14 protein-coding genes and 1 pseudogene are annotated in these 15,341 nt (G+C 48.2%); 5 read left to right on the forward strand and 10 right to left on the reverse strand.

Annotation, left to right across the window (positions count from 1 at the left end; genetic code table 11):
* Positions 1–30: 30 nt before the first annotated feature.
* The 10 genes and pseudogenes from mutM to radC all read right to left on the reverse strand — a co-directional run bounded on the left by mutM (position 31) and on the right by radC (position 9,315).
* The gene (gene mutM / locus HKN88_10350) at positions 31–846 is read right to left on the reverse strand and encodes a bifunctional DNA-formamidopyrimidine glycosylase/DNA-(apurinic or apyrimidinic site) lyase (protein NNC98457.1); all 816 of its coding nucleotides are present in this window, start codon (positions 844–846) and stop codon (positions 31–33) included.
* Positions 846–1,352: a hypothetical protein gene (locus tag HKN88_10355; protein ID NNC98458.1), complete on the reverse strand. Its 507-nt coding sequence runs from the start codon at positions 1,350–1,352 to the stop codon at positions 846–848. Before HKN88_10355 ends, mutM begins: the two co-directional genes overlap by 1 nt.
* Positions 1,353–1,373: 21 nt before the next feature.
* The gene (locus HKN88_10360; GenBank protein NNC98459.1) at positions 1,374–2,759 is read right to left on the reverse strand and encodes a hypothetical protein; all 1,386 of its coding nucleotides are present in this window, start codon (positions 2,757–2,759) and stop codon (positions 1,374–1,376) included.
* Positions 2,760–2,765: 6 nt separating this feature from the next.
* Positions 2,766–3,524, reverse strand: a complete 759-nt coding sequence (locus tag HKN88_10365) for an ABC transporter permease subunit (GenBank protein NNC98460.1) — start codon at positions 3,522–3,524, stop codon at positions 2,766–2,768.
* The gene (locus HKN88_10370) at positions 3,521–4,276 is read right to left on the reverse strand and encodes an ABC transporter ATP-binding protein (protein ID NNC98461.1); all 756 of its coding nucleotides are present in this window, start codon (positions 4,274–4,276) and stop codon (positions 3,521–3,523) included. Before HKN88_10370 ends, HKN88_10365 begins: the two co-directional genes overlap by 4 nt.
* Before the next feature lie 205 nt (positions 4,277–4,481).
* Positions 4,482–4,649, reverse strand: coding sequence for a 50S ribosomal protein L33 (gene rpmG, locus HKN88_10375; GenBank protein ID NNC98462.1), 168 nt, complete (start codon positions 4,647–4,649; stop codon positions 4,482–4,484).
* Positions 4,650–4,663: 14 nt separating this feature from the next.
* On the reverse strand, positions 4,664–4,900 hold the full coding sequence (gene rpmB, locus HKN88_10380) for a 50S ribosomal protein L28 (protein NNC98463.1): 237 nt from the start codon (positions 4,898–4,900) through the stop codon (positions 4,664–4,666).
* Positions 4,901–5,094: 194 nt separating this feature from the next.
* On the reverse strand, positions 5,095–6,672 hold the full coding sequence (locus HKN88_10385; protein ID NNC98464.1) for a hypothetical protein: 1,578 nt from the start codon (positions 6,670–6,672) through the stop codon (positions 5,095–5,097).
* 69 nt (positions 6,673–6,741) lie between these two features.
* Positions 6,742–8,484, reverse strand: a pseudogene (locus HKN88_10390) (glutathione-regulated potassium-efflux system protein KefB).
* Between the two features lie 156 nt (positions 8,485–8,640).
* Positions 8,641–9,315: a DNA repair protein RadC gene (gene radC, locus HKN88_10395; protein NNC98465.1), complete on the reverse strand. Its 675-nt coding sequence runs from the start codon at positions 9,313–9,315 to the stop codon at positions 8,641–8,643.
* A gap of 162 nt (positions 9,316–9,477) precedes the next feature.
* Between radC and coaBC the strand changes: the two genes are divergently transcribed.
* The 5 genes from coaBC to HKN88_10420 all read left to right on the forward strand — a co-directional run bounded on the left by coaBC (position 9,478) and on the right by HKN88_10420 (position 15,332).
* Complete coding sequence (coaBC, locus tag HKN88_10400; protein NNC98466.1) at positions 9,478–10,752, forward strand: bifunctional phosphopantothenoylcysteine decarboxylase/phosphopantothenate--cysteine ligase CoaBC; 1,275 nt, start codon at positions 9,478–9,480, stop codon at positions 10,750–10,752.
* 41 nt (positions 10,753–10,793) lie between these two features.
* Positions 10,794–11,489 (forward strand): TlpA family protein disulfide reductase, encoded by a 696-nt coding sequence (locus tag HKN88_10405; GenBank protein ID NNC98467.1) that lies wholly within the window; start codon positions 10,794–10,796, stop codon positions 11,487–11,489.
* 134 nt (positions 11,490–11,623) lie between these two features.
* Positions 11,624–12,319, forward strand: coding sequence for a hypothetical protein (locus HKN88_10410; protein ID NNC98468.1), 696 nt, complete (start codon positions 11,624–11,626; stop codon positions 12,317–12,319).
* 139 nt (positions 12,320–12,458) lie between these two features.
* Positions 12,459–13,835 (forward strand): DUF4038 domain-containing protein, encoded by a 1,377-nt coding sequence (locus HKN88_10415; protein NNC98469.1) that lies wholly within the window; start codon positions 12,459–12,461, stop codon positions 13,833–13,835.
* A 39-nt stretch (positions 13,836–13,874) separates the two neighbouring features.
* Positions 13,875–15,332, forward strand: coding sequence for a pyridoxal-dependent decarboxylase (locus tag HKN88_10420; GenBank protein NNC98470.1), 1,458 nt, complete (start codon positions 13,875–13,877; stop codon positions 15,330–15,332).
* The last annotated feature ends 9 nt before the right edge of the window (positions 15,333–15,341 follow it).

Here is a 15,341-nt window from a genome sequence, read left to right on the forward strand (position 1 = left end):
TGAGCTCGATTCTGTGCTCAGCTCTGGGAATCAGCTCTGACAATGGGTGCAATAAAAACTGTTGCGTTGCCCGATCACTCTGGAAGAAATGGGTTTGGCACACTCGGGACACGGTAGGCCCTGTTTGCCATACACTTTTAATTTTATCGAGAAATATCCCGGGGCACCGTCCGCATTTTGATAATCCTGCAAAGTCGTGCCGCCTTGTTTGATGGCCGCTCGCAGGGTTTGTTTGCTGGTTTTGACCAACAAGTTTAATTTTTCCTTACTCACCTTGTGTGCCGCTTTGTTGGGATTGATCCCTGCCTTGAACAAGGCTTCGCTGGCATAGATATTGCCTATGCCTACGACCACATGTTGGTTCATGATGTGGGTTTTGATGGCGGCTTTGCGTTTGCGTGTTGTGGTAAATAAATAATCCGCATTAAAGTCGTTTGACAAGGGTTCCGGACCCAGGCGCGTAATAAGCTTGTGCTCATGTGGATCCTGCCTGGTCCATAAGAACGCACCGAATTTGCGGGCGTCTTTATAACGCAAGACTTGTCCATTCTCCAGATGCACATCAATGTGTTCGTGTTTTTGTACCGGGGTACGGCTGTCGATAACTCGCAAGGAACCGGTCATGCCCAGGTGTACGATCACACTGCCGGCAGCGGTATTCAGGAAAATATACTTGGCACGTCGTTCAACCGAATCTATGTATTGGTTTTTTAAGTCACGACCAAGTGTGCCCGGAATTGGCCAGCGCAGTTTATCGGTGCGTACGATCACCTGTTTAACCCGTTTGCCGGTGATCAGCGGTTCGATACCGCGTCGGGTTGTTTCGACCTCAGGTAACTCGGGCATTATTCAACGTCTTCCACTTCTTCTACATCCAGTAATTGTTCCGGACTTTGATTAAACCGTACTTGCAAAAACGGGCTGGCCAAATAAACCCGGTCTTGATAGCGTACATAATGCATTTGTTGGGTGGATGCGAGCGCGCCGAAATCCAAAGCTTCGTCATCTAGCAAGACTCGCAGGTTTGGTCTCTCCAAACCAAGGGTTTCCAGACTGACTTCCTCAATGGCATAGCTTGTGTACAAGGGTGCCGCCAGGGTATCCAGGATCTTTGCCATGGCCTGGTCCTTCACCTTGCCTTTAAGCGGAGCAAGCATTTGCCAGTGGTTGTTAATCTTTTTTAGCTCAATGACTGGATCTTTGTTGATGACGATGCGTTGCAGTTGCTGTGCATCGATTGGTAAAAAGATGGATTGATTTTTGTTTTGTTGTTGCTGTACACCGAAGGCCGCAATGCCCAGTACCAACACAGCAGCAAACCAGAATAAATTCGAGCGGGTATTTTTATGCATGGTTTAAAAACATACTCAATATCAAGCGTTGCGTCGCTTCCACCAGATCCTGATTGCGATCAAAAAGAATAGTCCGGGCAGAATGATCAAAAACAGCAAACCCAGCCAGCCCAGAGCTTTTTCACTCAGATTGATCTGCAGATCCGGGGTTTCAGTAAAACGTAAATTCAGGAAACTCTCTTCACCACTTAGCCAGTCGACCAGGTTCAGACCCAGTGGCAAATTCGCACCGTTATTCAAAAAGCGATTCGATAAAAAGTCGCCATCCCCGATCACAATTATGCGTTGCTGTTTCTCCTGCTCGAGTTCTCGTTCGAGACTGTAACCAAGGTGCAAGGGGCCTGCGGTATCAAGCTCCGGGTCAAAGGTGACAGTGTTTTGCAGGGTTTCGGTTTCCAACCAGGTGCGTTCTGCGGTAATTAGAAAAGGGCGTTGCGACCACACGCTGTCTTGCAAAAGCGGTTTATAGCTACGCGCCTGCGGGAACAGGGAAACATAATTGAAATTGAGCAAAGCCGGATGTTGATTGTAATTACTGATCAATGCAAAACTCGCGTCGGCCAGACCGATCTCCTGGGTGCCCTGGTCAATCACCACTCCGGCCGGACTACCAAGTCCAAGGGTGTTGAGTAATTCATCCAGGCCTTTTAATCCATCCGGGTCGCTTAGCCAGAGTAAATTACCGCCTTGCACCACAAAGTCAGTGATGCGTTGCACTTCGGTGGGCAAAAAATCCAGCTGCGGGCTGGCGATCACCAACAGACGGGTGTTATCCGGGACTTGTGGGTGTTGTGATATGTCCAGACGTTGTAATTCGTACCCTTTGTCACTCAATTCTGTTGCGAATTGCTTGAGGTCATGATTACCCAGTCCATAAGGATTGCGTTCGCCATGACCTTCCACAAACACGATATGCCGTTGACTGGCGCGACTCAGACGCAATAGCGCATTACTCAGTGCGCTTTCGCTGATCTCGCGCAGCAATTCGCTTTGGGCTTTTTCCTGCCCGGCTTGTTTCACACTTAAACGAATTTCCCCGTCGCGCTGGATGCCGTATTCTCGTGTCAGGTCTGGGCGCAGGTTCGGGTCAACGAATTCCAGTGCAATATTTGTGTGGTGTTGTTGATATTGCCCGATCAGGTCACGAATTTTTTCTCTACGCCCCGGATTCTTACCAACAAAGGCCATGACATTTATCTCGTCGGAGATTTTTTGCAATAGCTCGATGCTGGTGTCGGTAATTGAATGTCTTTGCTCACGACTTAGATCACTTTCCTGCTGGGTCAGGATTGCCAGCCAGCCGAGCAAGGCGAATGCTATCAGCAACAACAGCACAAACAGGAATTGCTGCAGGCGCTGCGCTCGACGTTTGGCCTTGACCAGAGAATAATTGTCCTTGGAGTTCATAGGCAATTAGACGCGTTCCCGTTCACGCTCGAGGTGGCGAATACTCAAGAACAGGAACAAACCGATCAAGCTGGCAAAATACACCAGGTCCATACTATTGAGTCGTGCCTTTAGCAAGTTCTGGTAATGCTTCATGATGGATAGATAGCGCGCAAAGGCATTGTCATCCAGACCCGTATGCGAACTCCAGTCGACTAACCACAGTAACAGTAATACGCCAATGCTCAGGCTTAGGGTGATCACCGGTTCTTTACTAATGCAGGCCAGGTACAAAGTGATGGCCGCAAAACTGATCAGTAATAACCACAGGCCCAGGGCGTTCAACAACAAGGTCACAAGATCGATCGGTGCGCCGAGGCGTAAACTCAAGGGCATCAGCGAGATTACAAAGACCACCAAAGCCAAGAACAGACATAGACCTAAAAATTTACCCAAAACAATATGTGAGCTTTGCAAAGGCGCTGCCGCTAATAAGATGGTGCGCCCGTCGTGGCGTTCGCGTTGAAAACTGTTCATGGCCAGGACTGGGATGATCATCATCAATATGATCGACGCCGTGGAGTAGGTCGGGGTGACAACAAATCCGGTCACACCAGGCGATTTGTGCAGATTCATTAACTCATGTGCAATTTGTTGAAAGGCTTCGATCTGGGATAAGAATACCCAGGCCATGACCGCCGTCACCACGCCCAACACCGTCCAGGCCAGCGGTGCTTTGATCAGGTATTTCCACTCTTGAGCAGCAATTAACAAGGTTTTATTCACGCGGCTTCACCACTTTGATCTTGTGCCGTACTGTCGGCAAAAATAATGCGCGAAAACAATTCTTCCAAATCCGATTTGTCTTCGTTGGGGCCGTCATGCACCACATGGCCCTGATGCAAGATCACAATGCGGTCGGCCACAGCGTGTACTTCACTCAGGATATGACTGGAAAAGATGACCGTTGTCTGCTCGCCCAGCTCGCGCACCACTTTTCGCATATGCATTAACTGTTGCGGATCCAGGCCTACCGTTGGTTCATCGAGAATGATAATTTCAGGCTGATGCACAATTGCTTGAGCTATTCCAAGCCGTTGCTGAAAGCCCTTGGATAAATTACCGATGCGTCGCTTACCCACATCTTGTAGACCGCATTGCTGTTTGCAATGTGCAATTCTGTGGGCGCGTTGTTGTTTATCCACCGCGTACAGTTTTACGATGAAATTCAGGTATTCATCAACTTTTTGATGCGCGTAAAGTGGTGGTTGTTCGGGTAAGTAACCGATGCGTTCACGTAAACTTGCCGGCCCGGAATAAAGATCCTGGCCAAACAATCTGACTTCCCCCAATGAGGGCGCAAGAGTGCCCGCGAGCATTTGCAAGCAGGTTGATTTGCCCGCGCCATTCAAGCCGAGTAGGCCGATGATCTCGCCTGTGGAAATTTCCAGATTCAGATCTTTCACAACGACGTGTTCGCCGAAGTAACGACTGACATTCTCTATCTTATACGCCGGGTTTGAAAGGGAATTTGACATCGGGCTCTATGGTAACGATTTCTACTGTTCATTTCACAGAATTTTATGCAATAAAAAACCCGCAACGACCAGGTCGTGCGGGCTAATGAGTTCTGCAATTTATTATTATTGGTTCAGAACTTGCAGCTATTAGTTATTTATTGGAATTGTATTCCGTTTGCCTACTTATTCTTATTTATTTGTCCATTCTTGCTTATGCAGCAATTTACTTGATTTTAGCTTCTTTGTAAATCACGTGTTTGCGAACTACCGGATCATATTTTTTGGTTTCCATCTTTTCCGGGTGTAATTTTTTGCTTTTCATCGTGGTATAGAAATGTCCTGTACCTGCCGATGAAACCAGTCTGATCTTGTCTCTTGCACTCTTGCTCATAGTCGTTCTCCGGATTAGACCTTCTGGCCTTTGGCTCGCAGATCAGCAACGACTTTCTCGATCCCGAGCTTGTCGATGTCACGGATCGCTGATGCAGAAACACGCAGTTTCACATAACGACCTTCGCTTTCCAGCCAAAAACGTTTGGATTGTAAATTTGGTAAAAAACGACGACGCGTACGGTTTTTTGCGTGCGATACGTTGTTGCCGCTTTGTGGGCGTTTGCCCGAAACTTGGCAGACTCGAGACATGTCTCTATCCTCAAAAATGTATATAAATCAATTACTTGATGCGTGATATGTCGCACTGGCCGAAACCGCAGGACATACAAAAAAGCCGCTAAAAAGCAGCGCAAGGGCGGGAAATATACTCGTTTAAAGCAATTTTGGCAAGGATTAGACGCATATCCGGTAAATTTTCAGGGTCAACTATCCAGCGCTAACATTCACCAAATATCCACGAAGCGGCGCGTATTGCGAGACGGTGTTTTGCAGGCATTCAGAGTTCGCAGTATCCAGCCGCGGGTGTCTTTTGGGTCAATCACCGCATCGACCTCGGTATATTCGGCAATGGATATGGCTTTGCCGCGTTGATAGGCTTTGGCCACCATTTTATTGAAGACGGCTTCACGTTCATCCGGGTCATCGATCGCTGCAAGTTCTTTTTTGAATCCCAGACTGACCGCACCTTCCAGACCCATGGCACCAAATTCTCCGCTAGGCCAACTGGCAATTGCCGCCGGTTGTTGAAAACTGCCGCCCACCATGGCTTGCGCCCCCAGTCCATAAGCTTTGCGGGTGACCACCGCGATAACCGGCACCTGTAAATTGGCCGCAACCGCCAGCAAGCGCGACCCGCGTCGCACAGAAGCGGTTTTCTCACTGTCTGGTCCGACCATGAATCCGGGGGTATCACATAAGGAGATCACCGGCAGTGCGTAAGCATCACATAGTTGTAAGAAGCGTGCGGCCTTTTCAGCAGACTCCGAATCGATCGCGCCACCCAGATGTCTGGGATTATTTGCGATCAAGCCAAAAGCTTGACCCCGAATTCGCACCAAACAAGTCAAAATTCCTTTACCGTAATGTAAACGTAACTCTTGAACCGAATTTGTATCGGCAAGTAATTCGATCAGCTTGCGCATCTTGTAAGCCATGCGCCGATTCTCCGGAACCGCATCACGCAACAGGTCTTGATCGGTGCATTCCCAGTTGTTTAAATCACCTTGAAAATACCCCAACACTTTTTTTGCGACTTGAGTCGCTTCAGCCTCGTCTGCAACCAGAATATCGATCACACCATTACTGTGTTGAACGTCGGCCGGGCCGATCTCCTCGGGTTTGAAAGAACCAAGACCACCCCCTTCAATCATGGCCGGGCCTGCAAGACCGATATTGGAAGTTTTTGTTGCGATCGTGATGTCGGCCAATCCAAACAGCACGGCGTTGCCGGCAAAACAACGGCCAGCATTGATGGCAATGCGTGGCGCTTTTCCATTCATGGCGGCCCATTGGGCAAAAGTAGGCACACCCAAACCACTCACATTAATGCGGTCAGCGTCCACATCTCCAGGACGTCCGCCACCACCTTCAGTGTAAAAGATCACGGGCAGCTCATTATCCGAGGCGATCTTTAACAAGCGATCGGTCTTTTTATGATTAAAGAAACCCTGGGTGCCAGCCAAAACCGTGTAGTCGTAGGCAAGCACGGCACAACGCGCCCGTTTGTCACCAAATTCGTGTGCATTGACCGTACCAACCGCGGTAATAATGCCATCGGCCGGAGTATTCTCGATCAGCTCTTCATGACTTTTACGCCCCCGTTGCGCCGCTACCGCCAGTGCGCCGTATTCATTCATGCTGTCATCATCTAAAAGATCATGCACGTTTTCACGCGCTGTGCGTAAGCCAAGCGCATGGCGTTTGGCCACAGCTTTTTCACGGGCAGCATCGCTAATGAAACTTTCCCGTTGGTTAAACTCGGCAAGATCGGGGCGAATGTTGTTGGAATCATTGTTGCTCATTGAATATCCTGTAGCTTATGCTTGCTGGGTGTCTGATGATTGCTAGCATTATCTATTGCAGTGTTATTCTCAGTTTTTTCCATTACGGTCGGCATCAAACAGGCGTTGCAGCTCTTCTCGTGCTTCACTGATCGACTGGATCATGGCCTGCTCGTCGTTATGGATTGCATGCTGTCGTAAAAGCAGTTCGGCATCGTGTTCTTTAAACAGCTTGACCACATGGATAGCATCGGTTTCCTCGTACCCGAGCTCCTCAAGCAGGTGTTCGGTTAACAGCAAACTACTCTCTAGCGTTTCACGGATCACGATCTTGATGTTGAGGTCGAGCAAACGTAATGCGTGTTGACGATTACGCGCACGTGCAAGAATAGGGATTTCTGGAAAATGCTTGCGAATTACTCCGGCGGCATGCAGGGACTCCTCCGGGTCATCAATGGCCAACACGATCGCTCTTGCTTCGCCAGCTCTGGCAGCGCGCAGCAGGTCGGGGCGCAAAACATCGCCATAGTAGATCTTGTTTCCGTATTTACGCAAGATCTTTATTTGTTGTGGATCTTTTTCAAGCGCGGTGAAGGGGATTTTTTCAACGGCAAGAATACGCGCCACTACCTGTCCGAAGCGCCCAAATCCGGCAATGATCACATGCCTGGTTTCCGCTTCGATAACATCCGCCTCTGGCATACTATTGGCGCGTTTAGGTAATTTCTCAAAGGCGGCATAGAACAGGGGCGATAGCAACATGGAAATGCTTACTACGGCAATCACAAGATCACTGAGCTGACGCTCGATCACGCCAGAAGCGACAGCCACAGTCATCAGAACGAAGGCAAACTCACCACCTTGTGGCATCACAAGTGCAAGGCGGAATCGGGCATCCTGGCTAAGTCGCGCGCCATACCCCACAGCTTGTAATACGCCAAATTTTATCAACATCAAGCTTAGTGCAAGTCCAAAAATAAAGACGGGTTTGGACATGATCAGACCGGCATTAACAGACATGCCAACAGCCATAAAAAATAATCCAAGCAAAATTCCTTTGAAAGGTTCTATATCAGCTTCCAGAGCGTGACGGTATTCCGAATCGGCCAGCATAACGCCTGCCAGGAAAGCACCCAGTGCCATAGACATGCCAAAACTTTCGAATATGATCGCCGCACTGAAAACCAGTAACAAGGTCGCTGCGGTAAACACTTCGCGTGCATTCGAATGTGCAATTATTTTCAATACGGGATTTAACAAAAAACGGCTCGCAATGATCACAACAATAACAGCGGCGGTGTTGATCAGAATTTTTGGCAGACTCGCTGCAAGGCTCAGCTCTTGGGCGCCTGCCAGGGCCGGAATGATGGCCAAAGCCGGAATTACGGCGAGATCCTGAAATAGCAATATCGCAAAGGATTGTCGTCCGTATGATGTAGTGAGCTGTTTTTTTTCGGCCAGAGTTTGCAGGGCAAAAGCAGTGGAAGACAAGGCGAGTGAAAAAGCAATTAGTGTGGCGACCAAAGGTGTTAATTTGAAGCCAAAAAACATGATCAGGAACAGGATCAATGTGGTCAGAGCCATTTGCATGGTGCCCGCACGCAGAATATTTGCACGAAATACGCGCAGTCGCGACGGTTGCAACTCAAGGCCGATCACAAACAACAGCAGCACTACACCAAATTCGGAAAAATGCAGTACAGTTTCTACATCCTCAACCAGACTCAGTCCCCAGGGCCCGATAACCATACCGGCCACAAGATAACCAAGAACTGCTCCCAGTCCCAGAAATCTGAAAAGCGGTACCGCGATCACCGCTGCAGCTAAAAAGATAATGCACAGGATTAGAAAATGATGAATGTCCACAATGTTTTATTTGTCTGCTTCATGACCAGGTCTTGGTAGACAATTGTATACCGAGAAAACCATACATGCGGCATTCTGGCTGAAACATTGCAATGCAATACTGAAATCGCAATAAATTCTTGTCTAAAGCAGTCCCCGTTCGGCAAACGAGGTAACCTCGCCATCGCCGATCACGAAATGATCCAAAACTCTTATGTCCACCAGCGCGAGGGCATCCTTGAGACGATTGGTCAGACGCTTATCCGCAGCACTGGGCTCGGCAATCCCGGATGGGTGGTTGTGGGCAAAGATGATCGCAGCGGCGTGTTTCTCCAGAGCTGTGCGTACCACTTCTCTGGGATGCACTGAAGCCTGATTGAGTGTGCCAGACGCCAGCGTGATGTATTCAATCACCCGATGACGATTATCCAGCAGCAAGGCGGCAAACTTTTCGATGGGTTCGTCACGCAAACAATGCAATAAATAATGTCGCGTCAGTTGCGGATCCGTGAGCGGGTCACTGCGTTGTAACTGAACCTGATAATGACGCTTGGTGAGTTCCAGCATGGCTTGTAACTGCACGAACTTGGCAATGCCCAATCCGTAGGCTTCACAAAACTCTTTGGAATTGGCGGTCAAGAGCTTACGCAAGTCGCCAAAATGTAATAAAAGTTCTCGCGCCAAGTCAACAGCGGTTCGCCCGCGGGTACCGGTTCTTAAAAAGATGGCCAGGAGTTCAGCGTCGCTTAAATTACCAGCGCCAAGCTGTAACAGTTTTTCGCGAGGCCGTTCGGCCGCAGGCCAGTGTTTGATACTCATGAGTATTCCTCCGTGAATAAGTAGTTGTGCATTCCATTGCGAGTCAATATTAACGCAAAGAAAGTCTTGAAAAAGTCGGGCGACAGGCCGGATTGTTGTAAGATAATCCCTACTCAAGTGTTTGATTCTGTAATTCATAGAATCAGCCTGTTAGGATAAGGTATGCAATTAACCGACAAAAGAATTCTCTTGGGCATAAGTGGTGGTATCGCAGCTTATAAGGCTCCGGCACTAATCCGCTTATTGACCAAGCTGGGCGCCGAAGTACAAGTTGTCATGACTCATTCAGCCCACCAATTCGTAACCCCCACGGCCTTACAAGCGGTGTCGGGCAATCCGGTGCGCGATGATCTCTGGGACGAGGCGGCCGAGGCCTCCATGGGTCATATTGAGCTTGCACGCTGGGCCGACCTGATCCTGATCGCTCCGGCCACCGCCGATCTGATGGCGCGACTGGCACACGGTTTTGCCAATGATCTGTTAACGACCCTTTGTTTGGCCACAGACGCCAATATCATGCTTGCACCGGCGATGAATCGCTTAATGTGGTCCAATGATGCCACTCAGGATAATCTCGAATTACTCAAAAACCGCGATGTGCATATCCTGGGGCCAGACTCCGGTGATCAGGCCTGCGGCGAAACCGGCTTGGGACGAATGCTTGAGCCGGAAGACATTGTGGATGTTGTGGTCAAAGAACTGTCTACAGACTTGGAAGAAACCCGCTCTTTACGATTTGCCGGACCATTGGTAGGCAAGCATATTGTCATTACAGCAGGGCCAACGCGAGAAGCGATCGATCCGGTACGTTTTTTAAGTAATCATAGTAGCGGAAAAATGGGCTTTGCCCTCGCATCCGCAGCTCAGGCCCAGGGCGCCATTGTGACCTTGATCGCCGGTCCGGTTAGTTTGCCAACTCCGCACGATGTCAAACGCATTGATGTGATGAGTGCCGTCGACATGTATGAAAAAGTCATGGAAGCCCTGGACGAGTGCGATATTTTTATTGGCACAGCCGCAGTTGCCGATTATCGTCCTGCCCAGCGACAGGATCAGAAGATCAAAAAGAGTTCAGACAACAGTGATTCCCTAGTGGTGACCATGGAGCGCAATCCGGATATTTTGGCCAGTGTTGCTGCCCAGCATCCACGCCCCGTATGTATAGGCTTTGCTGCAGAAACAGAAAATCTGCTTGAAAACGCACGCGATAAACTGGCGCGCAAGAATCTCGACCTGATCGTGGCGAATCTGGTGGGTAATGGGCGAACCTTTGGCAAAGATGAAACCGAATTACATGTTTTTTGGCCGGGCGGCGATGAAGTGATTGCCAAAACCACCAAACACGCGGCGTCGATTCGCCTGGTTAAAATCATTTCACATTTTGTGCAACAAAATTTTGCAGAAACTCTGGTGCATGAAGGTAATATTCCAGACTGATTTGAGTTCCTGTTAGATGTTATCCCTGTAAATTAAAATCTATGAAATTTTCCAAGTTCCCATATCAACTCTGTGGTGCTTTGCTGGGTTTGCTGTTGCAGTTTTCAGCCTGTGCCAAAGAAGATGCGTCCACCCAGATAACCATCAGTTCTCCCTCGCAGGATTCCGCTATGACCAGTGCGCAAGAAACTATGACAGTGACTGAAGTTGCCGACGTTTCTGATCAAACTTCCCGCGACACCCTTGCGAGTGATGTGCGTCCTGCAAAACATGACAATGCGGTTTCGGTATCCGTCAGGTCCGAGACTAAAGCCCCGACGCCTGTAGCACCTGCACCCGAACTCACAGCGGCACAAGCCATACTGAATCTCGAACAATACCGCGGTAAGGTTGTGTACCTGGATTTTTGGGCTTCCTGGTGCAAGCCCTGTCAACAGACCTTTCCCTGGATGGATAAAATGCAAAAAAAATATCCTGACGATATTGTGTTTCTTGCCGTCAACTTCGGTGAAAGTCCGGAAGACACCCAAACTTTCCTGAAAAAATTTCCTGCCGATATCAAAATAATTTACGACCCATTGGTACAAATTGGCAGTGAATACGGCGTGCCTGGACTTCCGTACTCGTTTATTTACGGGCGCAAAGGCGAGCTGTTGGGAAAACATGCCGGATTTTCTGGCGGCTCGGAAATCAATCTGGAAGCGGCTCTACAGAATCTATTTGCCAGTGGCGAATAGTATTGGCATATCAGAATTAGAATTTTGACTCTCATTACTCAGGAACCTCAAGCCTAATTGAGTGTCCTCTTCAACTAGCCTTATTATTTGCCGCGAGTCTTAGCTCAGCATTTGGCATTCACAAAAGGACGATCATGCGTAGTAAATTTATTCTGATTTTTATTGGTTTGATTTTTCAGGTTTCATCTTTACATGCCGAAGTGCCCAGCGTAGTGCAACAGGCGTTTGAGGCGATGAGTGATATCGAGCAAGACAGTTGGTTTTATCGTTGTACCCGACAAGAGAATGACAAGATCACGGTCGAGCAGCATGACCCTGGCCTGGAAAATCCCTGGAGTCTTGTTTCTATCAATGGGGTGGCGCCTACTGAGGAAGAGTCGGCAGATTTTGTAAAAAGCAAACATTCCGAATCTGAAAAGCCCGAGACAGATAAAGACGACTCTGAGAATTCCCGTTCCTTCCAAATGGTCGATCTGGCTGACCCGGACAGCTGGAAATTATTAAGCGAGACTGATACAGACTACGTTTACAATTTCAAACCTCAGGCCGAGGATGCAAAAGACGCAAAAATTATGCGTAACCTGCTCGGTACTATGACTATTGCCAAAATTAATCCCTATGTGAAATCCTTTTCCATGCGGGCAACAAAAGCGTTTCGTCCGGTATTAATGGCAAAGGTTCTGGCAATGCATATTCAGGTGGATTTTGCCGATGTCGGGCAGCAGGAATTTGTTATGGTGAAAGAGGCTGAAGATGTGACCGTTCGGGTGTTGGGTAAAAAACATCACCAAAAGTCTGAAACCACTTGTTCGGATTTCAGTAAAACTTAACACTGAATTTGGCTAAATCTCTCACATTCAAAGCGTAACTCAAATACAATACAAGGGCTATTTTCGAATAGCCCTTTTTTATGCTGGCCGTTAATTGATGGTGAGAGGGGTTTAATGTGTCTAGAGGAGAATCTTGAAAATGATGAAAGCCAATTTACGTTTTTGGGTACTGACAGTACCGTTTCTTTGCATTGCTTGTGCAGGCAATGTAATGACGAATGAGTCCGTGGTCGGTACGCATTCAGCGACACAAACCGCTTCTGTGGTGAAAATCGTCAAGAATGCTACAGCCTATCAATTAACTGTGAATGGCAAACCGTATCAGGTAAAAGGTGTTGGCTTGAATTACCCCGAGGGGCATGATTTTGAGGCACTTAAGCAAACCGGCGGTAATACATTTCGTACCTGGAGCAGTCAATACGCTGACCTTGAACTCGCTGCGGCCAAAAAGCACGGCTTAATGGTTGCCATGGGATTTGATCTGCAGAAGGAATTACATGGTTTTGATTACAATAATGAGGCGGCTGTTGCAAAACAATTTGCAGATTTCAAACAGGTCATACAAAAATACAAAAACCACCCTAATCTTTTAGCCTGGGTAATCGGAAACGAACCGAACCTGTTGCTTGATGAAAAAGGCGGTTTAAAAATGGTGAATCCTAAAGTGTATGAGGCCCTTTCGGACATGATCGATTATGTGCATGCAGTCGATCCGAATCATCCGGTAACTTATTCTTTTGCTGGTGTTATTCCCGAACACATTCACACGGCCATGCAATACACCCCACAAGTAGATTTTATTTCGGTGCAAGTTTATGCCGATGTTGCCGGGGTTAATACAGCCTATGCAAATTTAAATATCGATAAGCCTTTTATGGTGACTGAATTCGGTCCGGTCGGACATTGGGAAAGGCCACCGACTGCCTGGGGGCGCGAGATTGAAGAACCCAGTTCAGTGGCGGCTGCCGGTATGGCCGAGCGTATCCGCACCGGTTTGCACGGCAATAAGGGTGGCAAGAATATTGGCACATTTGCCTTCTTGTGGGGGCAAAAACAGGAACGCACTCCAACCTGGTATAGCATGTTTCACAAAGATGGTAGCCAGACCGAGCGTATTGACGAGCTCACCAAATACTGGACTGGAGAATACCCCGCAAACCGTGCCCCACAGGTTCATGCGATCAACATCAATGGCATCCTGCCTGAACAGAATATTTATTTAAAGCCAGGTCAAAACAGTCTTGCACTGGTTAAACATAATGAACCCGATGGTGATCCGGTTACCTGTAACTGGGTGATCATGAAAGAAGTCGATGAACGCAGTGACGGCGGGGCATTTGAAAAAGAGCCGGAGGAAGTGGCTTTTGCAATAAATGAGAAAGAAAGTAATTGCCAGCAAGGCAAACTTGCCTTTGTGGTGCCGGAAAAAACCGGCGATTATCGATTGTTTGTGTACATTTACGATGGCAAGGGCAAAGTGGGCTACGCCAACGCACCACTTTTTGTAAAGCCCTGAGGCAAGTACATAAATTTATTTTTCGAGACAGTTATCTAGATACTTGATATGAAAGATCTTGATTTCACCAGTCAGGAATTCGATCAGGCGCTGGAGCAGGCTTGTCAGCTGGTTATGCAGCAATATGCCTCGATGTACGATAAACCCGGCTATCCGAATAATAGCCCGTCACTGGTCGCATCCTGGTTTGATGAAAGCATGCCGCAACAGGGTATGCCATTCGCCGATCTGTTGCAGGAAACACAGGAAAAAGTGCTGCAAAGTGCGACCATGAACATGGGCCCGCACATGTATGGATACGTCAATGCCGGCGGTACCCAGGTTTCAACCATTGCCGAATTACTTGCCGCCAGCATTAATCAGAATGCGGCAAAGTGGCACCTGGCGCCGGCGATGAGCGAAATTGAAAAACGCGTTGTGCAATGGGGTGCAGACTTTATTCACTACCGACGCGATGATGAACAAGAGATCGGCGGAGTATTGGTCAGTGGCGGCTCGGCGGCCAATCTTACCGGCTTAACCGTGGCACGTAACATGTTTTTCGAACAATACAAAATACGTGAAACCGGGCTTTTCGGACATAAACCCTTTATTGTGTATGGCTCTAATGAAACCCACGGTTGTGTGGACAAAAGTCTCGAATTACTCGGGATCGGCACAGACAATTACCGCAAACTTGCCTGTAATGACGATTTCACCCTGGATATTCAAAGTTTGTCCCGACAGATCGAACTGGATAAACAAAACGGTTTTGTGCCGTTTTGTGTCATCGGGAACGCGGGTACGGTGAATACCGGGGCCATTGATGATCTGCAAGCCATTGCCGACATCGCCGCACAACATCAGCTCTGGTTCCATATCGACGGTGCTTACGGAGGACTGGCGGCCAGTTTGCCCTCATTAAAGCAGCGTTTTAAAGGTCTGGATAGAGCCGATTCGGTGGCTGTCGATTTTCACAAATGGATGTACCAACCGTTTGAAGCGGGCTGTACCCTGGTGAAGAACTGGGAACAACTCAATCGGTCTTATTACAAACGCGCTTCCTATTTGGCTTTGGACAAAAAATCGGACGGGCGCTTTGATTTTAATGAACATTATTTTCAGCTTTCCCGTAATGCCAAGGCCTTTAAAGTCTGGATGAGCTTTAAAGCCTATGGCGCACAAGCATTTCGTGACATGATCCAGAAAGATATCGACCTGAGCAAATATCTCGCGCAACAGGTCGAGTCTGCATCCGATTTAGAATTGTTCAATCAACCTGAATTATCCGCGGTGTGTTTTCAGTTTGTTGGAGAAGGGTCCAAGTCAGAAGAAGAGTTGAATCAACTCAATCAAGACCTGCTGAATGAATTGGAAAAGGACGGTCGCGTGTTTATCACCGGTTCACAGCTTTATGGAAAAACAGTCATACGGGCTTGTTTGGTTAATCACCGTAAACAACAAGAACATGTTGATTACTTGTTGGATGTGATCCGGGATGTGGCGTTACTGTTCTGATTGCAATGC

This window comes from Gammaproteobacteria bacterium (genome assembly GCA_013001575.1).
Taxonomy (GTDB): Bacteria; Pseudomonadota; Gammaproteobacteria; order Steroidobacterales; family JABDMI01; genus JABDMI01.